This is a genomic window from Mesorhizobium sp. M0292, from assembly GCF_040321695.1.
In the GTDB taxonomy this organism is placed as follows: Bacteria; Pseudomonadota; Alphaproteobacteria; order Rhizobiales; family Rhizobiaceae; genus Mesorhizobium.
In genome coordinates, this window is record NZ_JAMYSB010000001.1 from 152,310 (window position 1) to 177,055 (window position 24,746).

Below are 24,746 nucleotides of genomic sequence, written 5' to 3' on the forward strand. Positions count from 1 at the left end.
GGACCAACTCTGGTTCTTGCGTCATCGGAACGGGCCTTTCACGTGGGGGCGCTCGCAGGCTTCGATTATACGTGAGCCGATCGCACCCAAAGGAAGAATATCAACAGCCGCGCCGATGTCGGCGGCGGCCTTCGGCATGCCATAGACGGCACTGGTTGCTCTATCCTGCGCGATTGTGAGATGCCCCTTGTCGCGGAGCTGTCTCAGCCCGCGCGCACCATCCCTGCCCATGCCTGTGAGCAGAACACCAATCACCGAGCCAAGCCACCATTGCGCCGCACTTTCGAAGAACACATCTACGGACGGCCGATAAACATTGTCCTTGGGGCTGGGCGTATAGCCAAGTTGCTGAGCTGACTTGAAAACCAGATGATCCGCAGAACTGGCAACGAGAACGGTGCCCGCTTGAGGACTATCCCTTTCCCCCGCCGGACGGATCGGGAGACGCGTATGCTGCCCTAGCCAATCAACAAGGCCTGGAACGAACTGAGCATCGAGATGCTGGACGAGCACAATCGCGCCGCCAAAATCAACGGGAAACGCGCTCAGGACTGCGGCAACGGCAGCCGGCCCGCCCGCAGAGGCGCCGATTGCTATCAGGCGTCGAGTTGACGGCTCAGCCGCACGTGACATCCGCCTTTTTGCCTGGGTAGGCGCATCACCGATCAACTTGCCTATCGTTCGTATCTTGTTCGTCAAAAGCCGGGCGGATTGCGAGGACGCGTTGCCTTCGATGCCCACCGACGGAATATCGACTGCGTCAAGCGCGCCATGACCCATTGCTTCGTAGACGCCGGCGAGGTTGGCTTCGATACTGGCGGTCACCAGCAAGATTGAGCAGGGGGTTTCCGCCATGATTCTGCGCGTCGCTTCCACGCCGTCCATCTCTGGCATCGCTAGATCCATGAGTATCAGATCCGGCAGATCACGTCTGCAGACCTCGACCGCCTCACGCCCATTGGTCGCGATCCACGCGACCTGATGTTCGCCGGTCGACAGGACCAGTCGACGCAGAAGTTCAACCGCCATCGGCATGTCGTTGACTACGCCGATTCTCATTCGCTGGCTTCCAATCTCGATCTCATTCAGCCGCCTCGCCAATCATGTCCACGACGGCATGGATCAGCGCCTCGTCCTGAAAACTACTCTTGGTCAGATAATAGTCCGCACCTGCGTCGAGCCCGCGCGCGCGATCTTCTTCCCGATCCTTGTATGAAACGATCATAATGGGTGTGTTCTTGAGATCAGCGTCCTTTCTGATCAAACTCACCAGCTCGATGCCATCCATGCGAGGCATGTCGATGTCGGTGACGACGAGATCGAAAGGACCAGACCGGACGGCATTCCACCCGTCCATGCCGTCTACCGCCACTTCGACCTCATAACCGTAATTGCCGAGCATCTTGCGCTGGAGTTCGCGAACCGTCAGTGAATCGTCAATCACGAGCACGCGCTTGCGCCTGCTCGCTTCGGGACCGCCCGCGGCGCGCCGAAGAGCTCGAAATCCGCTGGACGATGCAAGCTTTTCCACCGATCGGATCAGATCGTCGACATCGAAGATCAGAACGGGCGAACCATCTTCCATCAGGGCCGCTGCGCTGATGTCCTTGATCTTGGCAAACCGTGGATCGAGAGGTCTGATCACTAACTCGCGTTCCCCGAGAAAACGGTCAACGATCAGGCCGTACGCATCGCCCCGACCCGCATCTACGACGACGACCGATAGTTCGTTCGGTTCCGATCCGGGCTCACCTCGATCGAGCACCTCGCGAGCGGTGACCAGCCCGATCTGTCGATCGTTCAAACGAAAATGCGGCCGGCCCTGCAGGACGTTGATCTCCGTCCGCTGCAGTTTCAAAGTCTTGGAAATGGCAGCGAGTGGAAAAGCATAGGGCTCTCCATCGACATCGACGAGCAGCGTGCGCAGGACCGACAGTGTCAGCGGCAATTGCAGTTGAAATCGGGTTCCGTGGCCAAATTCTGAGGAGACGCTTGCGACTCCCCGGACTTCCTTCGTCATGGCTTGCACTGCATCGAGCCCCACACCGCGACCTGAGACGTCGGTAAGGCCCGCTTTCATGGAAAAGCCTGGCAGAAACAGAAACGCGAGCAATTCGCTTTCGCTGAGTGTTTCAGCACTTTCCCTGGTTGCAAGTTGCCGGGCGACGACGGTCTCGCGCAGCTTCGAGAGCTCTATCCCCCTGCCGTCGTCCACCACGGCTATCTGCAGCAGCCCGGCATTGTGCCTCGCTTCGAGCCTGATGAGCCCCTCTTCGGGTTTGCCCATCGCGAGGCGCTCCTCAGGCGGTTCAAGCCCATGGTCTACAGCGTTGCGCAGAAGGTGCCCCAAAGGGGCATCGAGCTGCTCGAGGATATCGCGGTCGATGCCGGTCGAGCCGCCTACGATCTCCAGTCGCACCCGCTTGCCAAGGGTACGACCGAGGTCGCGGATCATTCTCGCATAGTGTCGCACGCCGTCCTCAAAAGGCCGCATCCGGCTCGCCAACGTTTCGTCGTACAATCTGTTGGCAAGATCGGTCGCTTTCCGATCCACTGAATCCAACTCATCGAAACGCTGCGCCAGGAACGCTTGGCTCAAGCGAAGCTTTCGCTGCGCTTCAGCCAGCGCCTCCACCACCGCCGCATCGTTTGAAACCGGCGGCAGCACTGCATGAAGATTGTCGAACGCACTTGCGAGGTCCGATTGAAGTCGCTTCAGCCGTAGCAGCCCGTCAGCGAATGGCCTGAGCCGCCGAGCTTCCATCAGCGACTCGCCAGCCAGCCCGAGCAATCGGTTCAGGCTGTCTGCCGTCACCCGAACCATTCTATCAGAGCCGATGCTGCCGTGGGCTTGCGGTACCGCCCCAACGAGGAGGTTCGCTGAAGAGGTCGTCGCCAGTTGCTCCTGGGCATGATCTGGAGTTGCGAAATCAGCTGCAGAATCTTGGGGCCCGGGCTTTGCCTGGGGGAGGGACAACCCCTCGAACTTCGCGAGAAAGGTTTCGACTTCTGAGTTGGCGCTCTCGCTCGATGATCCCGATGCGATCAATTTCAAAAGGTCAGAACCTTGCAGAAGCGCATCTATATGCTCCCGTCGCACCCTCAGATGACCGCGTTGCGCTGCGACCAGGCAGTCTTCCATCGCATTTGCAACTTTGACTGCGGGCATCAGGTCGATGATGCGGGCAGCTCCTTTCAGGGAATGCGCGGCACGCATGCATGCTTCCAGGGCGTCGGCGGCGATAGGATCGCGTTCGAGTGCCAGAAGTCCAGAGGTTAGAGCCCGTGACTGCGTCTCCAGTTCGGCCTGGAAGAGGCTGAGCATCGAAACCTGGCTGAAGTCTTCATCTGTCATGCGATGCTCCGATCCAGCATCGTGAGCAGTTGTCGTGGATCGAGACAGCCAACGGCTCGTCCTTGCCATGGCAGCACGGCAACCGTAGCGGCCGACAGTGCCTTGCCAATCATGGCCGGAACAGCGAGAGTGTCGCGTTCCTGGTACCGATGTAAGCCGTGGATCTCATCAACCATAAAAGCAACCCGCTTGTCGCGCTCGCCTACCACGACAAGGCGGCGAAATACCTTGGTTCGTGTGCCTTGTTCCCCTTCCTTGCGCTCGTCTATCCCGAGCAATTCGGCCAGGGACAGGCAAATGAGCAATTCACCACGGACATTCGCAATGCCGAGCAGTGCACTGTTCCTGCGATGTGGAAGTGAATGAACGCGACGAGATTCAGCCACTTCATGAAAAATACCGACTGGAAGTGCCAGCCATTCCTCCCCCAAACGGAAGAGAACGGCCGTCTGCAGCGCGTCGTTGTCTGCCGAATCGATCCCTGCACGACCAGCGTTGTCAGGCCATTCGTCGCGAGATGCCGAGGGAGCTGCACGGTCGAGGAGGCGTCGTGCGATCTTCTTGTAGGTCGGGCAATTCCGGCAGTGGAGATGCTGCTCTAGTAGCGGACATGACTTGTCACCCCGTACGCCTATTTGCCGCCAGCAGTCGTTGATTTCGATCTGCTCCACCGGCTGAGCGATCCTTGTCGAAGCCGCCATCAACTGCCGCTCCTTTTCTGGACCCGACCCAGCCGGCCGGCCAGCGCCTCGGCGCCGTTATGGTCGCCTTGCTTGCTAAGCAGCAAGGCCAGATGGACAAGAGCTTCTCGATGATTTGGCGCGAGATAGAGCGCCTTGCGATAACTTTGCGCGGCTTCGGGTGCAGAACCATCCGCATCCTGGACGAGGCCCAGCAGGTAGAAGATTTCTGCGGAAGGACCGAACTCCTTGAGATGCGCCAGGGCGACCTCCTGTGCCTCCTTTACGCGTCCTGCATTGGCGATCCGTTCAACCGCGATGAGGCTTTCCGAGGCGTGTGCAAGCGGCTTGGCCGGAGCCTGCCCGCGGCCTTCATTGCCAATTGTCGGTCGGAACGGACGAAGAGGCTCGCTCTTGTTGACCTTAGGGCTTGGCGTCCGCACCGGGACGGCGGCCGAAACTTTCGGCGCCGTGGTCTTGACGGGCTCCGATTTCAGAAAGGCGAAGGCCAATGGCCATTCAGCGGAAATAAAGCCATGCACCCTTGGAAGAGCTGCTTCCGCCGGACCGACCAGAAGAAGTCCGTCTTTGGCCAGCAGGTCCTTCAGGCAGATCAATGCGCGATCCTGCAGCTCTCGATTGAAATAGATCAGCAAATTGCGGCAAAGCAGGATGTCATAGACCTCTTGCCCGAAAGGCGCGTGAGAACCGAACAGGTTTCCTACCATGAACCGAACCTGTTTCAGCACCCCAGCAACAGGCCGCAACCCGCCCTCGGTCGCTTCGAAATAGCGATCCTTGAATTCGAGATGGCTGCCGCGAAACGAATTGCGGCCATAGATGGCGCGTTCAGCCGTCGCGATATTGCGGCTGCTGACGTCCACGCCATCGATCTTGAACTCACGCGCCTCAAAGCCGGCATCGAACATGGCCATGGCGACCGAGTAAGCCTCTTCGCCGGTTGAACATGGCAGGCTCAGGATTCTTATCGGCTGAGCAGGCTTGTGCGCGCGCGCATGCCGCGCCAGCATCGTGAACGCTTCTCGGTCGCGAAAGAACCAGGTCTCTGGGATCACCACCGCATTGATCAGCTCCTGCAGCTCCTGCGAGGAACCGGCCAAGTGTTCCCTATAGGCCTGAGGGTTGGTTATCCGGCATGCTTCCATCCGTTCTCTGACCGCCTGACGAACCACTGTCGGACCAACGCTGGCACTGTCTAGTCCAATGGTTTCCGTCAGGAGCTTTTCTATTGCTCCGGTCATTGATCACCTATTGCCGCCTGGCGGAGCAAAGCGGTACGAATCTCTTCCGAAAGCAGCGCTTCCACTTTGACCCACTGAATGATCTCCGAACCATCGGAAGCCACCGGCCCAAGATAGGGCGGGGTTCCTGGTTCCAGTCCGAACGGCGCGAAATCGGCCGGGTCTCGCTCGATCGTATCCGTCACCCGTTCCGCGATCAGCCCCAGCAGGCGTCGCTCGCCATCATCCGCCGGATAGCGCGTCACAACGATCCGGGTGCTCAACAGGCGCTCCGATGGTCGGCCAAGCGCAAGAAGGGTGACATCGATCAGGGGGATGGGTATTCCGTTATAGCTGACCAAACCCACCACACCAGTTGGCGCACCCGGAAGAACTTTCACGTCGATATAGGGCAGCACCTCTTCAATTTTGTGGACATCGATCAAGTAGCGATCCGGACCCATGCTGAAGGCGAGGAATAGCATTGTCACCTCCTACTGCCGGCTCGCTATGCTCGTAGCTTGAACCTCGATATGCTACTTCGCATGCCGCCTGAGACTTGATTGAGCTCGTCGATCGCGAGCGTCGATTGCTGAAGGGACTCGACTGTTTGCTGAGCTGCCTCGCTTAGCTGGGTTAGCGTGTCGCTGATCTGCCCCGCGCCGGTCGCCTGTGCTTGCATGCCTTCATTGGCGACTTCGAAACGTGGCACCAGCCCCTGAACCTGCTGAATGATCTCGAAGAGTTGCCCGCCGACCTGCTGGATGTCCTGCATACCCCGACGGACCTGCTCGGAAAACTTGTCCATGCCCATCACCCCGGCCGCGACTGCCGACTGGATGTCCTTGACCATTTGCTCGATATCGTAGGTGGAGACAGCTGTCTGGTCCGCGAGCCTTCGGATTTCCGTCGCCACCACTGCAAAACCCCGGCCATATTGGCCTGCCTTCTCCGCCTCGATGGAAGCGTTGAGCGACAACAGGTTCGTCTGATCGGCCACTTTGGTGATGGTCGTCACCACCTGATTGATGCTGCCGGCTTTCTCGCTCAGGATCGCCAGTTTGGAATTGATCGCGCCAGCCGCTTCCATGACCTGCTGCATGGTTTCTTCCATACGGGTCAGCCCCGCTTGCCCCCCGCCAGCCACGGCAGCGGTTTGTTCGGCAACTGTGGAGACCTCGTTCATCGTGCGGACCAGTTCGTTTGATGTGGCGGAGATTTCCTTGGCTGTCGCTCGGATTTCTGTTGTGGTCGCTGCGATTTCAGTCGCAGTTGCCTGCTGTTGCTTGGAGGTGGCGGCGATCTCAGTTATCGACGTGCCGACCTGTATGCTGGACCTTTGAACCTGACCAATGAGGGTTGTGAGATCGTCCGCCATTGCGTTGAAGCCGTCGGCAAGCACGCTGAATTCGTCTCGGCGCCTCAGATCGAGCCGTTCGCTGAAGTCGCCTTGCCGCATCAGTTGAACCGCGTCGACCAAACGGGTGAGCGGACCTGTAATGGCGCGAAACAGCTGGTAACCCAAAAGAAGGGCTAGCCCGAGGGCTATCAACAAGCCAACGCTCAAACCGACTTCGGCCGTTCTGACGATCGAGCTGATCCGCTGCGTCGCGCTGTTTGCCTCGCCTCTGTGATCCTCAACCATGGCCTGCAGAGCGGACTGCAATTTTACAAAGATCGGCTCTACTTCGTTCTTGATAGCTGGGCTTTCATTGGGAGTTTCACCTTTCGACAAGGCAGCCCGGCTTGTTTCCAGCACAGCAGTTTCAGCCAGACGGAATTGGTTGGCGAGTTGTTTGACGGCTGCATAATTCTGCTTGTCGATATCGGAGACGATCGTTGCCTCATAGTCGTCCATCGACCGCTGCACCTGGTTGCGATTGGTCGTGATCGCGTTTTCAACCGTGCTTCTGTCTGACGGGTTGTCCTGAAGGGCATATTCCTGAAGCAGACTATGGGCCGCCATCTGGCCCGTCATGATCTCGGTACTGTGATAAAGGTCCGGAAGGATGCCCTTCTCGACCTCAGTCGCCTCCTCCCCCGCCTGAAGAAACCAGGCGTACGCGATGAGGGCTATCACGGACATGACCACCAGAACGGCTGCGAAACTGACGAGGATGCGGTGGCGTATTGTCAGACTCTTCATGGAACCGGTTCACCAATGGGGGGCATCGTGGGCTGCGCGACAAGCGCTCGTTCCGACATATTCGAAAAGGTGCGTCGAAAAGCGGTAGTCTGATGCTGAATGGTTTCTTTTCCGTTCCATAGCTAATGATGGCGAGGCGGCTCGCCAATCGGCGCCGCCAGAAGCGGTGGTCAAAGGACGACTGCCGTCCACGCACATCAGCCCGAGATCGGCTGGATGGCACGCCGCGTCAGGAGGAGCGTGGATGAGCTGCTTGAGGCCACGAATTGAATGACTGCTTAGGCCAGGTCGAGGCAAGAAAGCCGACGTCCTGCTTGCTGCCCCTAAGCTGCCAGGCGGGAACGCGCCTCATATCAGCCGTCCAGCATGATCGTCGCTACTGAAAGCGGAATCGCCGAAACCACATGTCGCAAACTGGCCAACGCGTAGATTGGCGTCGAGTGCGGGTTCGGCATTTGCAGGTGACGATAACTAAATGGCAAGCGCCCCCGCCTGAGGCCCTCAGGACTAAAAGATCTTGAGAAAACCAGTTTCAAATGCGCATCCTCAAGCGGCGGCCGCCCACCGCACGAGGATGGGCACAACGTGACGAGCGCTCTGGAGCCTAGAGAGAACTGACCCGACACCACCTTCCTTTGCGGCATTGCGGCGGCGCAAAAAGATTACGAGATGGAGCAGGCGTATTGCCAAATGGGTCCACCAGCGAGAGTTCGCGTTTTCCGCCTCGGCTGTGAACCCCACTTCCATTCGCTGGTCTTGCTCAGGTCGAGGTCTACTTTGCCATCGAGGGCTCATGTTGCGGCTCATAAGCAGGCGGTTGGGTAGGTCTCGGCCAGCACACGGCCCGGTGGCACTCACTGCGGTCCACACCGCAGTTGAAACTGACCACCCGACCCAGGGTTCGAAGACGGTCCCCGATCGGAACACCGAGCAGAGTGTGCTCGCGCTCCTCAAGTCACCGATATCCTTGGTGAAGACGTTGAAGGCGTGTGCAAAGGACGCCTCGACATCGGCGGAGTGATTAAACGGCTCGGCTACCGGATGCTTAGACATCGTTGACAAGGGTGCTATGGGATCATAACGTACCTGACTGGTATAACAGGTATGCCACATGATCGGAGTTCTGATCAAGCAGCGGAAGCTTTCGGACGAGGTGGCAGCGCACCTCGAACGGATGATCCGAGAGGGAGAGTTGGCCGAAGCCGACCGTCTCCCATCTGAACGGGAACTCATGCGGCAGTTCGGGGTAGGGCGGCCTTCCATCCGTGAGGCGCTGCTGCATCTGAGCAAAATGGGTCTTGTCGAGGTAAAATCGGGGGAGCGTGCCCGCGTCACTCGACCCACTCCTCAATTCGTGATTGACGCCCTTTCAGGGCCGGCTCGGCACATGATTTCGGCGCCGGGAGGCGTTCACGACTTCCAGAGCGCGCGCTTGTTTTTCGAGGTCGGTCTTGCCCGCAACGCCGCTGTGCATGCTACCCCGGAAGACATTGACAGCCTCAAGGAGGCGCTCGAACTCAACCGGCAGTCGATCGGCGATCTGGCGCGCTTCGAGCGCACGGACGTAGACTTCCATTACGTGCTGGCGGTAATCACCCGCAATCGGATCTTTACAGCTATTCACGCGGCCTTGGCTGAATGGTTGCTCGAACAGCGTCGCACCACATTGGCCAAGGGTGAAGACCGCAAGGCTTACCAGGCTCATCGCGAAATCTTCGAGGCCGTCGCCGCGCGCGATCCAGACGCGTCGGAGACGGCCATGCGCAGCCATCTCGAATATGTGGCCAAGCGGTATCTGCAACTTGCGAGGCCCAAGTGATGACCGGATTTGTCGTCTGGGTCGATTTCCGCCTGAGGCCTGGTGCCCGGGACAGATTCCGAGAACTTGTCGACGCCAATGCGACCGCCTCGATGCGCACCGAGGCCGGCTGTCGCCGCTTTGACGTGACGGAGGCGCGCGGCGAACTGGATCGGGTCCTGCTCTATGAGATTTACGATAGCGAGGCCGCATTCGAGGACCACTGCCGCACCGCTCATTTCGACGAATTCAATACGCAGAGCGCGCCGCTCGTCGTGACCAAGTTGGTGACGACCTGCGACCTCGTTCTTGAAGCCACGCATTGAAGCGAACATAGGCGGATTGGCCCATTGGGGCGAACGGGAGGAAGTGCATGTCGGAGCCAAGTCTCAGGGCGTTAGCTTCTCACAGGCGGGTCAAGCTCGGTACGCTCGTCGCCGAGTTCGCCACGCCGGGAATCGGTCACATCCTGAAGTCCGCTGGCTGCGATTTCGTCTTTTTCGACATGGAGCATTCGGGATTTAGCTTGGAAACGCTGAAGAGTGCGATCCGTTATTTCGAGGCGGCCGATCTGCCGGTCATGGTGCGTGTGCCGTCGCAGGACTACCATTTCCTCGCCCGCGCCATGGACATGGGCGCCGAAGGCCTGATCGCGCCGATGGTGAGCAGCGTCGAACAGGCGCAGCACATCATCAACTCCATGAAATACCACCCTGCCGGCGCCCGCGGCGTGGCGCTGCAGATCGCTCATGACCGTTACCGTCCGGGCTCGGTCGCTGACAAATTCGATGCCGCCAACAAGCGCTCGACGTTCATCTGCCTGATCGAGACCGCCGACGGCGTCAAGAACATTGACGGCATCGCGGGACTGGACGGGGTCGATTGTCTGTGGGTCGGACATTTCGATCTGTCCGTCTCGCTCGGCATTCCTGGCGACTTCGCCCACCCCACTTTCACTGCTGCAATGGCCAAAATCGTTGCCGCCGCCAAGAAGCACAACAAATCGCTTGGACGCTTGGTGCCCAACGTCGCCCAGGGACACGAGTTCTACGCACAGGGCTTCGATTTCATTTGTTATTCAGGCGACGTTTGGGTCCTGCACGACGCGATCGCCGACGCGGTTTCCAAGATCCGGGCCGGGTGCCAATAGGAGCGGAGGAGACGATGGACAGCGTGAAATTCAGGGTGGCGCTTTCCGGTGATTTCCGCAGGCCGGACGGCTCGCCGACCTACCCAGATTTCGATCTGGAGCCGCTGCGCAATGCGACAGCTGTCGAGATGGTGTTCCTGGAGTCAAACAGTCCGCTTCGCGCCGACCAACTTGAGGATTTCGATGCGCTGATCCTCCTCGCCCATCGTTTCGATGCCACGAGTGTCCCCAGGAGCGGCCGCCTGGCCGTCGTTGCCCGCTTCGGGGTCGGCTACGACACTGTCGACGTTGAGGCATGCACCGCAGCCGGTATTGCCTTGGTCATCACGCCCGATGGCGTGCGACGGCCCGTCGCCGTATCCGTCGTCACCTTCATGCTGGCGCTGACCGGCAAGCTGCTGACAAAGGACGCGCTCACCCGCAAAGGGTCTGTTGGTTTTGAGAAGCGCTCCGAACATATGGGGGTCGGCCTCGTCGGGCGTACGCTTGGGTCGCTGGGCATCGGCAACATCGGTGCCGAGGTCTTCCGCTTGGCGAAGCCCTTTGACATGCAATTCATTGCCCATGACCCGTTTGCCGACAAGGGGGTCGCTGCCGAGCTGGGCGTCGAGCTGGTAGGGCTGGAGGATCTGTTTCGCCGCGCCGACGTGCTGTCGGTGAGTTGCCCCCTGTCGCCCCAGACCCACCACATCGTCAATGCCGAGCGGATCGCCCTGATGAAGCCGACAGCTTACCTGATCAACACCGCGCGCGGCCCGATCGTCGACCAGAAAGCTCTGACGCAAGCACTGCAGGAGCGCCGCATCGCCGGCGCCGGTCTCGACGTGCTGGAACAAGAGCCTCCCGACGCAGACGATGCGATCCTCAAACTCGACAATGTCATCCTGGCGCCGCACGCGCTTTGCTGGACCGACCAGTGCTTTGCCGGCAACGGTGCCGCGGACGTCAAAGCGGTAATGGAGGTGCAGCGCGGTCGCGAGCCGCGCGGCGTGGTCAATCGCGAGGTGCTTTCGAGCGAGCTGTGGAAGACCAGGCTGTCTGGGCTCGCCGCCCGCTTTGGAACCTAGGAGGACACTGATTTTCGGCGCGCCGCCGCGGCCTGTTTGCGGCGACCTTACGGGAGGAAATGCTTGACCGCTGCGCCGGCGGACGAGTGAAGCAAAAGGAAAATGGGAGGACCAAGCACTATGAACGATCGTGAAAAACGTGACTTTCAGGCAGGTCTCGAAGCAGAGGTCGACGCCTTCATGCGCGGCGAAACCACCCGCCGAACTTTCATCACCCGCTTCGGTCAGATGACCGGCATGTTGGCCGTGTCCGGCCCGCTGCTGGGGATGATGACCGATTGGGCGCTGGCGCAGCAAACATTGGAATTGGCGGACGGCACGTCGCCGCTCGGCCAGGCGCAGGCCGCAGCCCTGAAAGCATCGAAGGAAGGGCCTGCGGACGGTTCCGCCTTTCGCGCGGCGGAGGCGGCCAAGGCGCATTCGGGCGTCACCCTCAACATGACCTACGAGGCTGGCCTGCAGGCACTCGACCCGCGCAATTTCAGCGGGCCGATGTGGGAGCAGCTTACCGGGATGAAGTCGAATGTCGTCGAGCTGTCGAACCCGGACCAGTACTCCAAGGCGGTCGCCGAGCACATCGCCGGCTCGGGTGCCTATGACGTCCTCGACATCTCGCCGGCCTGGACGCCGTCGCTTGCCGATGGCGGCGTCATCGCCCCGCTAGACGACTACATCGCCAAATACATGAACCCGGCAGACCTCGAGGACTATCATCCCCTGTACAAGGCGCTGCCGACCTACAAGGGCAAGATCTGGGGGTTCTTCGACGACGGCGACATGTTCGCTCTCTACTACCGCAAGGACATTTTCGAGGATCCGAAAATGATGGAGGCTTACCAGGCGAAGTTCAACACCAAGCTTGGACCGCCCAAGACATGGGAAGAATATGCCCAGATCGCCCAGTTCATCACCGACCAGATGGCGCCAAAGGTCTATGGCGCGGGACATTTCCGCAAGGCGGGCAGCCCCGGCAATCAGTTCGACTTTCTGCAGCAGTACCGGGCCAACGGCGGAAAACTCTTCGGCGACGACATGAAGGCAGGTTTGGTTTCGGATGCCGGCGTCAAGACGCTGACAAACATGCTCGCCGCAAACAAGGCCTCGATCCCCGGCAACAACGAGCTCGACGCCGTCTCCTTGTGGGCGGCTTTCCTGACCGGCAAAGTCGCGATGATCTATTCCTGGCCTCCTAGCGGCCGTATGGCGGCGAACTATTCGCAGTCGGCCACGGCAATCAACTTCATTCCGCAGTCCCAAATCGCCGGCAAGGTCGGCTATGCCGTGGTTCCGGGAAATCCGGAACATGCCACCGGCTACAACAAGGCACTGTCGGCCGACTCGCCCAACCCTGAGGCGGCGTATCTGTTCATGCAGTGGGTATGCTCGCCACCCGTCTCGCTGGCACGTTGCATGCTGCCCTACGCGCTACGCGACCCGTACCGCATCTCGCACTTCAAGTCCGAGCTCTACGGCGCGCTCTTCCCGAGTGCCAAGGAGTACCTTGCCAACCTCAACAACTCGGCAAACGTCGGTCTGCTCGACCCGATCATGCCAGGCGCGCAGGACTACTTCTTGAGCATCGATCGCATGTGCACGGCGGTGTGGGCTGGTGCGGATCCGAAGGCGTCGCTTGAAACGGCGGCCGCCGAGTGGAACGAGACGACCGACCGACTGGGTGTGGATTCGCAGAAGGGCTTCTACACCGAGTTCTTGAAACTGCCTGGCGCCACCGCCGACAACACGGTGGAAAAACTTGGCATGGCGGTCACCCTCTGAAGGGAGGCGGACTCTCTGGAGCAATTGGTGTTGCGGGCGCTTGGCTCGCAACACCTCCCCGCTAAGCGGCGATTGGATACGCCTATGCAGCCCACAGCCACGATCCGCCATTTGAAGGCCGCCGGCGCACCGCCCCGGCTGTCTGCCTTTGCCCAATGGGCTGACCGTCATTTCAAGTGGCTGCTGGTCGCCCCCGCTGTGCTGCTGATATTGGCACTGTCGATCTATCCGCTTCTGTTCTCGCTGGTGGTATCCTTCATCAACTACGACTTCCAGGTGCCGGGCCACGCCTTTGTCGGATTGAAGAACTTCGAGCGGGTCGTGTTCGATCCCGTAGCACGTTGGTCGCTGTTGCTGACAGCATCGCTGTCGGGCATCAGCGTCGCTATAGAGTTCGTTCTCGGCCTCCTGGTGGCGCTGACAATGGTGCGCAGCTTTCCGGGCCGCGGTGTGATCATGTCGATCCTGATCGTGCCGCTGTTCATCAGCCCGGTCATCGTTGGCCAAGCCTGGACGCTGCTCTTACAGCGGCCTTTTGGACCGACCAACTATGTCCTGACGCAACTATTGGGGCAGGAGGTTACGATCGGCTGGATGACGGAGCGCCCGTGGCTCTACGTCTCGCTGATCATCGCCGATGTCTGGCAGTGGACGCCGTTCATGTTCGTCATCCTGCTCGCCGGGCTGACCGCAATCCCACCCAATCTCTATGAGGCGGCAGAACTCGACGGCGTCAACGCCTGGCAGGTTTTTTGGGCGATCACGCTCCCGCATCTCGGGTCGATGATGCTGCTGGCGCTGACCTTCCGTCTGCTCGACGCAATCCGTATGTTCGATACCATTTTCATCATGACAGGGGGTGGCCCAGGAACACAAACCTACACGGCCTCCTATTATCTTTATACCATAGGCTTCACGCAGTTTCATCTGTCGCAGGCAACAGCAGGAAGTTGGCTGTTCCTGATCTTTACGGCGCTCATCGTGACGTTGCTGGTGCGTCGGCTCTTGAAGGTGGAACCGGTCTGATGGCCGCCGTCGCGCCCGCCCGCCGCAGGAAACGCCGGTCGTTGCCGATCGGCCGAATTCTGCTGCTGGGGTTCTTCCTGGTGTTCGTGCTCTGGCCGCTCTACTGGATGTTCAACACCTCCATCAAGCCCAGCGACGACTACCTCACCGTACCGCCTGTCTGGTTCCCCGCCGCTCCGACGCTTGTCCACTACAAAGCTGCGCTGTTCGCCTATCGTGGTCTCGACGGGCTCATCAACAGCCTGATTATTTCGCTTTCGGCCACGGTGCTTTCGGCGCTGCTCGGCACGCTGATGGCCTATAGCCTGGCGCGCTACGACACCGGCGGCAAGCATCTGTCTTTCTGGGTGCTGTCGCAGCGCTTTTTGCCGCCGATCGGGATCGTGCTGCCGGTGTTCCTGATCTATCGCCAGGTCGGGCTCTACGACACTCATGTCGGCCTGATCATCGCCTATACGGTCTTCACGCTGCCGGTCTCGGTGTGGATGATGTTCGCCTATTTCCGCGGCATGCCGAAGTCGATGGAGGAGGCGGCCCTCGTCGATGGCTGCACGAGATGGGAGGCGTTCTGGCGCGTTGCCGTGCCGCTCGCAGCACCGGGCATCGTCGCGGCGGCTGTCTTCGCCTTCATTGCATGCTGGACGGAGTTCTTCTTCGCTCTGATCTTGACCAGCCGAACTGCCTTTACACTGCCAACGGTCTTCCGCGCCTTCATCGGCTTCCAGGGCGCGCAATATGGCGAAGCCGCGGCCCTTGCCATCGTCTCCCTTGTGCCATCGATCGCCCTTGGGGTCCTTGCTCAACGTCATCTGGTGCGCGGGCTGACGCTCGGCGCCGTTCGCGGTTAGGAAAGCTCCCGCATGGCCGAAGTCAAAATTACCGGCTTGCACAAGCGCTACGGCGCGTTCCATGCCGTGCGCGGCATCGACCTGGACATTCGCGACGGCCAGTTCACCGTTCTGGTTGGACCGTCCGGCTGCGGCAAGTCCACGCTGCTCCGGACCATCGCCGGCCTGGAGGAGATATCGGAAGGCACGATCGAGATCGGCGGCGAGGTGGTCAATGATTTCCGGCCGCGCGATCGCGACGTGGCAATGGTGTTTCAAGATTATGCGCTCTATCCGCATATGAGCGTGGCCAAGAACATTGGCTTCGGCCTCAAGGCTCGCAAGATGCCGAAGCCAGAGGTCGAGGTGCGCGTGGCCGAGGCGGCACGCATGCTTGGCATCACTCCCTTGCTGGGGCGTTTTCCGCGCCAATTATCCGGCGGCCAGCGCCAGCGCGTCGCCATCGGCCGCGCCATAGTCCGCAACCCCCGCATCTTTTTGTTCGACGAGCCGCTGTCCAACCTCGACGCACAGCTTCGCGACGAAATGCGCGGCGAAATCAAACGCCTTCACCAGGACATTGCGACAACGATGATCTACGTCACCCATGACCAGATCGAAGCGATGACGTTGGCTGACCGCATCGTGCTGATGCGCGACGGGTTGATAGAGCAGCAGGGCGCGCCACTCGAGTTGTTCGAGCACCCGGCCTCAACGTTCGTCGCTGGGTTCCTGGGTTCGCCGCGGATGAGCTTCCTGCCAGGTACCCTTGCCTTGGACGCAGGCGCCGCTGCCATCCGGCTCGCGGATGCACTGCTGCCTTTAGCGCGCGGCAGGGGGCTGAAGGGCGTCGCGGACGGACAGCAGGTGCTGCTCGGGTTGAGGCCAGAACACCTCACTCGTGCGCACACTGCAACGCCGGAGCAGGGCACGTTTCGCTATGAGGCAACGATCGACCTGCTGCAGCCGACCGGCTCGCGCAGTTACGCGACATTCCGACTGGCCGGCGCGCCGGTGATGGCTGAGCTGCAGGCGCACGATGTCAGCCGTCCGGGCGAGAAGCTTGCGATCGACATCAACATGAACCGGGCCTCGATCTTCGACGCCACGACGGAGCGCGCAATTTGACCTCGGCAGCTTCCCTGGCAGTCCGCTTGTGTGGCACCGAAGAGCTCGAGGCACCGCTGCGCACGCTGCGCGCCGGATCCTTGTCGGTCGCGTTCGACAATGGGGCGTTGCGTTACATCCACGTTGGGACGATCGAGGTCTTGCGCGGAATCTCGTTTCTTGTACGGGACGAAAACTGGGGAACATGTACCACCGTTCTCGATGATCTGCGGATCGACGAGAGGCCGGATGCGTTCGCCATTGAATACCGTGCAACATGTGCTGCAACATCCGGCCGCCTGATTTGCCGGGCGCGCGTCTCAGGCCGTGGCGATGGTGCGCTGTCGTTTGTGGCGGAGGCAGAGCCCGAGACCGACCTTTTGACGAATCGGACCGGCTTCGTCGTCCTTCATCCGATCGAGGGCTTAGCCGGCAAGCCGATAAAGGTGCTGCATGAGGATGGTCACGACGAGCTATCGTTCTTGCCGGACCACATCGATCCAAAATGTCCGTTCACCGACATCCGGGCGTTGTCGCACGAGATCGCGCCTGGGATCTGGGCGACATGCACCATGGAGGGTGATGCCTTTGAGATGGAGGACCAACGCAATTGGTCTGACGCCTCGTATAAAACATATGTCCGCCCTCTGCGTCGCCCGTGGCCTTACAGACTGCCCAGGGGCCAGAAATTCACGCAGGCCGTCCGGCTTCACGTGTCAGGAACGCTCCCTGCCGGGACGTCTGAAAATCGCAATCCACTCATCAACCTGACGATCGGCGGACCGGTCGGCCGAGTGCCCCGCACTGGCGTCGGCGTCGCCGCCGACGAGGCAAAGCACGCGCTCGAAACCCCCGAGCTCCTACGACGAATGGCTCCCCAGTGGATGGTCTGCCAGGTCGATCTCCGGATCGCACACGGCCAGGACGAACTAGAAAACTACGCCGCGCTCGCACGGCTGACCGGCGCTGGAGTGGTCCTCGAGATTATCACCAAGGGCACGCGCGATCCATTCGGCGAATTGGCGCCGGTCGCGGATGCTGTCCACTCACTCGGCCTCAAACTAGAAGCTGTCTCCGTCTTTCCGGCGCAGGACATGACATCCGTACAGCCGGGAGCACCGTGGCCGACTATGCCCAGCTTCCACGAAAGCTACTCCGCCGCTCGCCGGGCTTTCCCGGGCATCGCGCTGGGCGGCGGCATGGCCGCTTACTTCACCGAACTCAACCGCAAGCGTCCGCCAGCCGAAGCGCTCGACTACGTGACCTTCACCACCTGTCCCAGCGTGCACGCCGCAGATGATGTCTCGGTGATGGAGACACTTCAGGCAATCCCCCATCTAATCCGCTCCGCGCATGCTTTCATGGGGGAACGCTTGCCACTGCGTATCGGTCCCATCCAGCTCGGCTGCCGTGAGAACCCATACGGAAAATCCACTACGCCGAATGAAGCGAACGCTCGCGTCTGTCTATCGCGCATTGATCCTCGTCAGCGCGGGCTGTTCAATGCGGCTTGGACTGTCGGATATTTCGCGGCCTGCGCTCGCGAAGGAATCGATGCCGTCGCGTTCGGTGACTTCGCCGGCCCCTTTGGCCAAATCCATAGGAAGGCTGATTTCGTGCAGCCATGGTATGACCAGCAGGATGGCCCAACGGTCTATCCCGCTTTCCATGTCTTGGCTGGTCTCTCAAAGCTCGGCGGAGCCACCTTGCTGTCCGTAGGAACTTCCGGCTGTGACGGCGTCGTGACGATCGCGGCTGAAAAAGATCGCCGCGTGACCCTGTGGTTCGCTAACCTTACCGCCAAGACGCAATCTGTGAGGCTTTCGGATTCGCCGAGCAGCGCCCGCATTGCTCTTCTCGGCGCCGAGCAGTTCGAGCGGGCGGCAACCGATCCCGACTTCATGGAAAGTTCCGCAAGACCGCTGGATGATCAAAGCATCTCGCTTGGCGCCTACGCCGTCGCGCGAGTCGACCTCGATCGATCGTCTTAGGCCTAGCCGATGTTCGCTGTTTGGCCAAACCCCCGTCAAAGATGAGGGTGGTAGTTCCATACTCTAAGGCAGCGCGCGGGATCCATCTCGCTTATACGTTCGAATATCGCGACGCCGACCAGGCTCGCCAGGTTCCGCCTGCCGAGACGCCAAGTTTTGAGGCCGCTCGCGCCGAAGCGATCCGTTGCGTAATCGGCCTGTTGGCTGATCTGGGCGATGACGATATGACCGGATGGTTAGTACGGATGCGCGATCAGGCAGGCAACGAGCTTTGCACGATCGACGTCGCCGAGGCCGAAGCCGCCCGGCAGGCCAACGACAACACGCCGCTTTAGGGACGACCGCTCACGTCTGTGTCGATACGCCAGCCCTTATTCAATTAGATCGTCGCCAGTCGGAACTTTTGTGATGTTGAGCCCTTGTCCATTGAACAGTGGAGGTACCAATGGCTAACCTGGGAAAATTGGCGATCGCGATGCTCGGCGTTCTGGCATACCAAAATCGCGACAAGATCGGCGACATGATCCGTGGAGCGGGCGATCGCAACCCAAATGATCCGCAAGGCGGGATTCTGGATCAGCTTTCAAAAGGCGTTTCGGGGACCGCGCTTGGCGATATTCTCGACCGGTTCAGAGGGGCAGGCGCCGGATCGAAGGTCGATTCGTGGGTAGGCACCGGGCCGAACGAGCCGATCCAGCCAAGCGAGGTGGAAGCAGCCATAGACGAAGACACCCTGACTTCCCTCTCGATGCAGACCGGCCTTTCGCGCGAGGAGCTCATAAGCCGGATCACGCGAGATTTGCCTGAGGCCGTCAGCAAAATGACGCCTACTGGTGAATTGCCCGTTGAGGCGCCGAAAAGCTCCGGTGAGACGACCTTGCTCGACGACGTGCCATCGCACAGGACGCAAGCGAATTCAGGCGGTCAAAGCGATATCTAAGGTGACGGCTATCCATCAGGGAGAGATACTAAATCGTACTGGCGCGCGAGTTGGCATGATCGGGCAGGGCGGTCACGGTGGTCATACAGCAAACGTACTTGCCGAGTTGGATCTATTGGCCGCGCTACTCGATTCCCGCTGGCGCATTCCAGGCACATCAATTCGTTTTGGACTGGATGCGCTCGTAGGTCTGTTTCCCGTACTCGGAGATGCGGCGACGGGCATTGTCTCGGCCTACATCGTCTTGCGAGCTCGAAACGTCGGTGCCGGAAATGGGTTGGTCGCCCGCATGCTAGGCAACGTGCTGCTGGATACGCTCGTAGGAAGTGTCCCAATTCTCGGCTCGATCTTCGACGTCTATTTTAAGGCGAACAATCGCAACATCACTCTGCTGCGCCGTCACATCAACAAGTGAGGCGGATAACCAATCGTCGCGATGCAATTCTTCTAAAAGGCTCGGAACCGACAGGGGCGCTGGGGCTTGAGTCGCGATTCCTGGAGTCGCGAGCATATGACCAGTGCCATTGACCGGCTTTCGTTCATCGAGTTCCAATCGCCCACACTGGTCGAGAAAGCTCCCGAAGGCGGAGATTGGCTTCACGAGATCAAATATGACGGCTACAGGACGCAGCTGGTCGTTGAAGGCGGAAAGGCGCGAGCATTCACGCGTCGCGGCTACGATTGGTCCCACCGTTACAAGAGGATTGTTCAGGCCGCGGCAAGGCTGCCGGTCAAATCCGCTATCATCGATGGTGAAGCTGTCGTCCTGGGCGACACCGGCCTGCCGGACTATCAAGCCCTGGAACGTGAGCTGGGCAACCCAAGTTCGCTGCGGATGACTCTCTACGCTTTCGACCTCCTGTACCTCGATGGCCGTGATCTACGGGAACAACCGTTAGTGAAGCGCAAGGCTGCGCTGAAGAAGCTGCTGACCGAAACCGAGCCAACCCTGACTTATGCCGAGCATCTGGAGGTGAACGGCAAGGATATGTTCGACCATGCCTGCCGGATGGGCATAGAGGGAATCGTATCCAAGCGAGCGGATGCTCACTACCGCTCGGGCGTCCAGACCAGTTGGGTCAAGGTCAAATGTGTCAAGAGCGACACTTTTCCAATCGTGGCTTTCGTCGAGAAACTTGGCGCGCAGCCGCGCCGCATCGCATCGTTGTACATCGGCAGGCGAGAGGGCGACCGGCTGCTTTATGCCGGGAAGGCCCAGACCGGCTATACGCTGGACGCAGCCCGGCGCGTTAGGGAGCGGCTTGATCCGCTTGTAATCGCCAAGTCACCGCTGTCGGAGCCGATCAAGAAGCCCAAGGCGACATGGGTCGAACCAGACGTTCTTGCCGAGGTGCAATTCAGTGGCGTGTCGGACCGGGGCATCTTGCGTGAGGCGGTCTTCAAGGGACTCCGCGAGGACCTTCAGGCAATCCCGCCCAAGCCTCCATCGCCGTCCAAGCGGAGGTCGGAAGGACAACACGGCGTCCCGCGCGAGAACATTCTCCAGCTGCTACCCGATGCGGTTGCACCTTCCAAGGAAGAGTTGGCAGACTATTGGCGGCGGGTCGCTGATCAAGTTCTAGTTCATCTCGTTCGGCGACCGCTGAAGCTGGTCCGCCACGCCTCCGGCGCAACCTTCTATCACAAGGGACCGCTACCTCGGATACCGTCGTCCGTGCACCAGCTCCGCGTTCAAAAGCGCGAAGGCGGCGAAGGCGTTCGGGTATGGATAGATGACATGGATGGTCTGCTTGGCTTGGTCGAGATGGATGCCGTTGAGCTTCATCCTTGGAACGCGACGATTGAAGACATCGAACATGCGGACCGGCTCGTCCTCGACCTCGATCCCGGAGAAGGCGTGCCATGGGACGCTGTGATCGAGGCCACGCTGGCGCTACGGGGCATCTTGGAAGCGGCAGGCTTGGAGAGCTGGCCAAAGGTCACTGGCGGCAAAGGCATCCACTTGATGGCCCCGCTCGTTGCGAAGATGACCCATGACAGCGCCCGGAATCTGGCCAAGTCGCTCGCCCACCGTCTGGTTGATACCTATCCTGACCGATACCTGTTGTCAGCTGACCCCGCAGCCCGAGGAGGCCGGATCTTTCTCGACTATCTCCGCAACGGACGGGGCAATACCGCAATAGGCGCTTTTTCCCCGCGAGCGCGGCCCGGCTTCCCAATTGCCCACCCGGTCACATGGAAGCAAGTCGAGGCGGGCATCCGGCCAGACGTTTTCACCCTCGCGCAGCCTTTCAGACCCGCTCGTCGAAAAGCCGCGTGATGCGTCGCGACCATCAGCCGATATCAGCCCGTTTTCTTGCCTCGCGTTCGAGCCTCTTCCGGTCGTTGCCGTGTTCTCTGATTAGTTCGCGGACCTGTTCTGGCGTGATACGATGCTGTTTGGCGAAATAGCGAACCTCATAATCTTCATCGACTGATACACGATTGCGATCTCGAAAATCACGCTTGCTCTTATCGTCTGCCATTATCTTTCCTCCTGATCAGAGAAACAACGACCGACGTTGTATGTTCCCGGCGCCTCACTTCGGCCGCCAGAGGCGCGGGCTGTCCGACCAGGCATTGCGAAGGTGATCTGGCGAAAGTTGGTTGGCCAAAGGCGAGGGTGATTTCGTTTGCTGTTCGGGATAGCTGACCGTCGATCGAGCCTGCCTGCGGGCCTCTTGGTTTTTTACGACGCCAGTCGGAACCCAGACGGGTCGCAGATGATTCAGATGCGCATCCGGGCTATCAACGAGGATCGTGAGCAAAATGGCGGGGGGTGACCACGAAGGCGACAAAACTGCGCTCCGGGAGCCCAAAGTTTCGTCTAGGACGCATGACCCGGGTCACAGCGCCGCGGCACGAGTTCGACTTCATCACCAAGGTCGGCCGCATAGACCGCGCCGGAGCTCTCGCAATGTTGCAGAGGCATATGGGAGATATAGAGGCGGTCTTTTTCGGAACTGATGTTTTGGCCAAAGCGCTAGACCAGCCTGCCGAGTGACGCTCAGTTAATCCCTATCGCGGCGCCCAGCCAGCCTTTCCGTTGCCGCTCAGTAAGCCGGCACAAGGCGCGTGTTTCGCAACGGCAAGGCCATGGTGAACTGCAAGCCGTCACGATGGTAGTTCAATTCGATCTTGGCGTTGCATTGCACGGTCACGACTTTTTCCAGAAGTGTCGTGCCAAACCCCCGGCGACTGGGCTGCTCGACTTTCGGCCCATCTCGTTCCCGCCAGTCAAGATTGACGATCTGTGTATCGCCGGACCCGCCTAACGACCAGCGGACATCAAGGCGGCCTCCCGTTTGCGAAAGCGCGCCAAACTTCGACGAATTGGAGGCCAGTTCGTGGAAAGCCATCCCGACAGGGACCGCAATGTCGGCGACTAGCGCTACGTTCGGGCCTTCCATAACGATACGCGGCCTGTCGCGCGTCTCATAGTGGTCAAGCTCGCTTTCGAGCAGCTTGTGCAGCGAGGCAGTCTGCCAATAATCGTCGGTAAGCATCGAATGGGTCTGGGCCAGGGAAACGAGCCTGGCTGAAAAATCGCGTACGAAATCATCGACGTTGCCGCTCGACTTGGCCGTCGCGCCCATCATGGCGCGAACGTTGGCCAGCGTGTTCTTGACGCGGTGATGCAGCTCGCGGATGAGCAATTTCTGCCGATCGGCGACCTCCCGCTTCTGTTCGATGTAGGACTGGACCTCACGCTGGCGGGCGCGGGCACGCAAGGCGGAGCGCACCGAGTTGGCGAGGCTCGAAGCCAGAAATGGCCGTTCAAGCACGATCAGATAGCGGTCCAGAAATGCCACTCGCGTGTCGACTTCGTTCCCCCGCATCGTCAGAAGCACGATCGGAAAATCCGACCATGCGGGTTGGGCTTCAAGCCAGGCCGCAAACTGCGTTCGATCGGAACTGAGCAGGGCCTCCTCGGCCACCACAAGGCACTGAGCCTCGTCGAGAAGCGGCACTGCCTCTTCCAAGCTGCCGCACACACGCGAGGCAATCTGGTTTGTAGCCAGGATGGAGGCCGCGACCCTCGCGTCACGGCCAAGCGGCGCCAGCACGAGAACGGCGGGGCTGGACGACATCACAGCGCCTTGTCCCTCAGAAGGTCTGTCGGCTTGCCTTCAAATTCCGGAGATCCCATCAGGATACCGCGGAATTGTTCCAGTGGCTCACCTACGGCCACGCCGTTACCGCCGATTTTAAACTCACGAATCGTCTCTTCGTGGGGGCCGACACGTTTCTTGACAACCGAAATCGCGCGTCTCAACTGACCTGCGTTCTCGAAGAAGCGCAGAAGCATGATGGAATCGCAGAGATAGGTCATGTCGACCGGCGCTGCCGTTTGCCCAAACAGCCCGTGATTGGCCAACAGCAGGATCGTCGCCACTGCCTTCTGATTGAGATAGGTGAGAATCTCGTGCATCTGAAGCACCAGATGTTGTTCTTCGGACATGGCATTGAGATAGCCAGTTAGGCTGTCGATCACGACGATCCGCACATTGGATTCTTCGACGGCCGCTTGGATGCGCGAAGACAATTCCCCTGGTGAAAGCTCAGCCGGATTGACAGATTCAAGCATCAGCGTGCCGTCCTCGGCAAACGGCTCCAGGTCCATGCCGAGCCCGGCGGCGCGCGCCAAGAAGATGCGCTTTGTCTCGTCAAACAACAGCACCAGCACACGCTCGCCACGCTCGAGTGCGGCATAGCAATAGGTGCAGGCAATTGTAGACTTGCCAACGCCAGACGGCCCCATCAGCATCGTGCTGGTACCACGGGCCAGCCCGCCGCCAAGCAGGGTGTCGATCCGGTTGTTGCTCATGGCCGGCGTATCATGCTCGGCCACCTCATGCTCGGCTGCAACGAGCCGCGGATAGGCGATAACGCCGCCTGGGCGAATGACGAAATCGTGAAAGCCGCCCCGGATCTGCACGCCGCGCATTTTGATCACGCGTAGCCGCCGACGCTCTCCACCATAGACGGGCGACAGCTGCTCCATCCGAATGACGCCGTGACTGATCGAATGCAAATTGAGGTCATCCTGCTCAGCGGTCAGGTCGTCGAGCATAAGCACCGTCACATTGTTGAGCATGAAGAAGCTCTTCAATGCCAACACCTGGCGCCGGTACCGCAGTGACCCTTGCGATAAAAGTCGAATTTCAGAGAGCGAATCGAACACCACGCGATCGGGTCTGACGCGTCCGATCTCGACCATGGCAGACTGCACGGTTTCGCCGAGTTCCAATTCCGAGGAATGGATCAATGTCTGTAGCTGCGCAGGATCGAAACTGAGCTCCGGCGGCACAAGTTCAAGAATTTGCACCCCCTTCAGATCCCAGCCGTGACGGCCAGCAACCGAGAGCAGTTCGCGCTTGCTTTCTGACAAAGTGATGTAAAGACATGTCTCGCCATTCTTGGCGCCCTCGATCAAAAACTGGAGGCCAAGAGTGGTTTTTCCAGAACCTGGTTTCCCTTCGATGAGATGGGAGCGGTTCCTGGCGTAGCCGCCACGAAGAATGTAGTCGAGGCCGCTAACTCCAGTTGTGATCGCCGAGGCGTCGTCTCTGTCCAACTAATCCCCCAATGTAATTTCGAGAACCAGATAACGACAGGCACCTTTCGCGGTTCCACGTCTC

At 59.9% G+C, this 24,746-nt stretch carries 22 protein-coding genes; 13 read left to right on the forward strand and 9 right to left on the reverse strand.

Going from position 1 to position 24,746, the window contains the following annotated elements; translation table 11 throughout:
• Positions 1–21: 21 nt before the first annotated feature.
• The 6 genes from NKI96_RS00775 to NKI96_RS00800 all read right to left on the reverse strand — a co-directional run bounded on the left by NKI96_RS00775 (position 22) and on the right by NKI96_RS00800 (position 7,422).
• The gene (locus NKI96_RS00775) at positions 22–1,059 is read right to left on the reverse strand and encodes a chemotaxis response regulator protein-glutamate methylesterase (RefSeq protein ID WP_023821093.1); all 1,038 of its coding nucleotides are present in this window, start codon (positions 1,057–1,059) and stop codon (positions 22–24) included.
• Between the two features lie 22 nt (positions 1,060–1,081).
• Positions 1,082–3,355, reverse strand: a complete 2,274-nt coding sequence (locus NKI96_RS00780) for a hybrid sensor histidine kinase/response regulator (RefSeq protein WP_023669442.1) — start codon at positions 3,353–3,355, stop codon at positions 1,082–1,084.
• Positions 3,352–4,056 carry a chemotaxis protein CheW gene (locus tag NKI96_RS00785; protein WP_081725531.1) on the reverse strand — a complete coding sequence of 235 codons (705 nt, stop codon included), beginning with the start codon at positions 4,054–4,056 and terminating at the stop codon, positions 3,352–3,354. Before NKI96_RS00785 ends, NKI96_RS00780 begins: the two co-directional genes overlap by 4 nt.
• Positions 4,056–5,156 carry a CheR family methyltransferase gene (locus NKI96_RS00790; protein WP_245260550.1) on the reverse strand — a complete coding sequence of 367 codons (1,101 nt, stop codon included), beginning with the start codon at positions 5,154–5,156 and terminating at the stop codon, positions 4,056–4,058. The genes NKI96_RS00785 and NKI96_RS00790 overlap by 1 nt, the downstream gene beginning before the upstream one ends.
• A gap of 137 nt (positions 5,157–5,293) precedes the next feature.
• Positions 5,294–5,761: a chemotaxis protein CheW gene (locus NKI96_RS00795; protein WP_023669446.1), complete on the reverse strand. Its 468-nt coding sequence runs from the start codon at positions 5,759–5,761 to the stop codon at positions 5,294–5,296.
• Between the two features lie 23 nt (positions 5,762–5,784).
• Positions 5,785–7,422 carry a methyl-accepting chemotaxis protein gene (locus NKI96_RS00800; RefSeq protein ID WP_023689447.1) on the reverse strand — a complete coding sequence of 546 codons (1,638 nt, stop codon included), beginning with the start codon at positions 7,420–7,422 and terminating at the stop codon, positions 5,785–5,787.
• 1,111 nt (positions 7,423–8,533) lie between these two features.
• On the opposite strand from NKI96_RS00800, the gene nanR reads away from it, so the two are divergent.
• From nanR to ligD, 13 genes are all read left to right on the forward strand, one after another.
• On the forward strand, positions 8,534–9,241 hold the full coding sequence (gene nanR / locus NKI96_RS00805; protein WP_023682279.1) for a transcriptional regulator NanR: 708 nt from the start codon (positions 8,534–8,536) through the stop codon (positions 9,239–9,241).
• Positions 9,241–9,546, forward strand: coding sequence for a putative quinol monooxygenase (locus NKI96_RS00810; RefSeq protein ID WP_023669450.1), 306 nt, complete (start codon positions 9,241–9,243; stop codon positions 9,544–9,546). The genes nanR and NKI96_RS00810 overlap by 1 nt, the downstream gene beginning before the upstream one ends.
• A gap of 47 nt (positions 9,547–9,593) precedes the next feature.
• Positions 9,594–10,370, forward strand: coding sequence for an HpcH/HpaI aldolase family protein (locus NKI96_RS00815; RefSeq protein ID WP_023807875.1), 777 nt, complete (start codon positions 9,594–9,596; stop codon positions 10,368–10,370).
• A 14-nt stretch (positions 10,371–10,384) separates the two neighbouring features.
• Positions 10,385–11,437: an NAD(P)-dependent oxidoreductase gene (locus NKI96_RS00820; RefSeq protein WP_023821091.1), complete on the forward strand. Its 1,053-nt coding sequence runs from the start codon at positions 10,385–10,387 to the stop codon at positions 11,435–11,437.
• A 120-nt stretch (positions 11,438–11,557) separates the two neighbouring features.
• On the forward strand, positions 11,558–13,213 hold the full coding sequence (locus NKI96_RS00825; RefSeq protein ID WP_023689443.1) for an extracellular solute-binding protein: 1,656 nt from the start codon (positions 11,558–11,560) through the stop codon (positions 13,211–13,213).
• A gap of 30 nt (positions 13,214–13,243) precedes the next feature.
• Positions 13,244–14,239, forward strand: coding sequence for a carbohydrate ABC transporter permease (locus NKI96_RS00830; RefSeq protein WP_245264565.1), 996 nt, complete (start codon positions 13,244–13,246; stop codon positions 14,237–14,239).
• Entirely contained in the window at positions 14,239–15,087 is an 849-nt protein-coding gene (locus tag NKI96_RS00835) for a carbohydrate ABC transporter permease (RefSeq protein ID WP_023827582.1), read from the forward strand. Before NKI96_RS00830 ends, NKI96_RS00835 begins: the two co-directional genes overlap by 1 nt.
• A 12-nt stretch (positions 15,088–15,099) precedes the next feature.
• A complete protein-coding gene (locus NKI96_RS00840) occupies positions 15,100–16,194 on the forward strand; it encodes an ABC transporter ATP-binding protein (protein ID WP_023669457.1) in 1,095 nt (364 codons plus the stop codon).
• Positions 16,191–18,164: a D-apionate lactonase family protein gene (locus NKI96_RS00845; RefSeq protein WP_023821090.1), complete on the forward strand. Its 1,974-nt coding sequence runs from the start codon at positions 16,191–16,193 to the stop codon at positions 18,162–18,164. Before NKI96_RS00840 ends, NKI96_RS00845 begins: the two co-directional genes overlap by 4 nt.
• Positions 18,165–18,184: 20 nt before the next feature.
• Positions 18,185–18,499 (forward strand): DUF6894 family protein, encoded by a 315-nt coding sequence (locus NKI96_RS00850; RefSeq protein ID WP_352802546.1) that lies wholly within the window; start codon positions 18,185–18,187, stop codon positions 18,497–18,499.
• A gap of 110 nt (positions 18,500–18,609) precedes the next feature.
• Entirely contained in the window at positions 18,610–19,104 is a 495-nt protein-coding gene (locus NKI96_RS00855) for a YidB family protein (RefSeq protein WP_023682271.1), read from the forward strand.
• A gap of 55 nt (positions 19,105–19,159) precedes the next feature.
• Complete coding sequence (locus tag NKI96_RS00860; RefSeq protein WP_352802549.1) at positions 19,160–19,519, forward strand: DUF4112 domain-containing protein; 360 nt, start codon at positions 19,160–19,162, stop codon at positions 19,517–19,519.
• A gap of 96 nt (positions 19,520–19,615) precedes the next feature.
• The gene (gene ligD, locus NKI96_RS00865; protein ID WP_352802552.1) at positions 19,616–21,385 is read left to right on the forward strand and encodes a DNA ligase D; all 1,770 of its coding nucleotides are present in this window, start codon (positions 19,616–19,618) and stop codon (positions 21,383–21,385) included.
• A 13-nt stretch (positions 21,386–21,398) separates the two neighbouring features.
• On the opposite strand, the gene NKI96_RS00870 is transcribed toward ligD, so the two are convergent.
• The 3 genes from NKI96_RS00870 to NKI96_RS00880 form a co-directional block, all read right to left on the reverse strand.
• Positions 21,399–21,590, reverse strand: a complete 192-nt coding sequence (locus NKI96_RS00870; protein ID WP_023715431.1) for a DUF3606 domain-containing protein — start codon at positions 21,588–21,590, stop codon at positions 21,399–21,401.
• Between the two features lie 567 nt (positions 21,591–22,157).
• Entirely contained in the window at positions 22,158–23,195 is a 1,038-nt protein-coding gene (locus NKI96_RS00875) for a sensor histidine kinase (RefSeq protein ID WP_023822882.1), read from the reverse strand.
• Positions 23,195–24,682 (reverse strand): ATPase domain-containing protein, encoded by a 1,488-nt coding sequence (locus NKI96_RS00880; RefSeq protein ID WP_023734086.1) that lies wholly within the window; start codon positions 24,680–24,682, stop codon positions 23,195–23,197. Before NKI96_RS00880 ends, NKI96_RS00875 begins: the two co-directional genes overlap by 1 nt.
• Between the last annotated feature and the right edge of the window lie 64 nt (positions 24,683–24,746).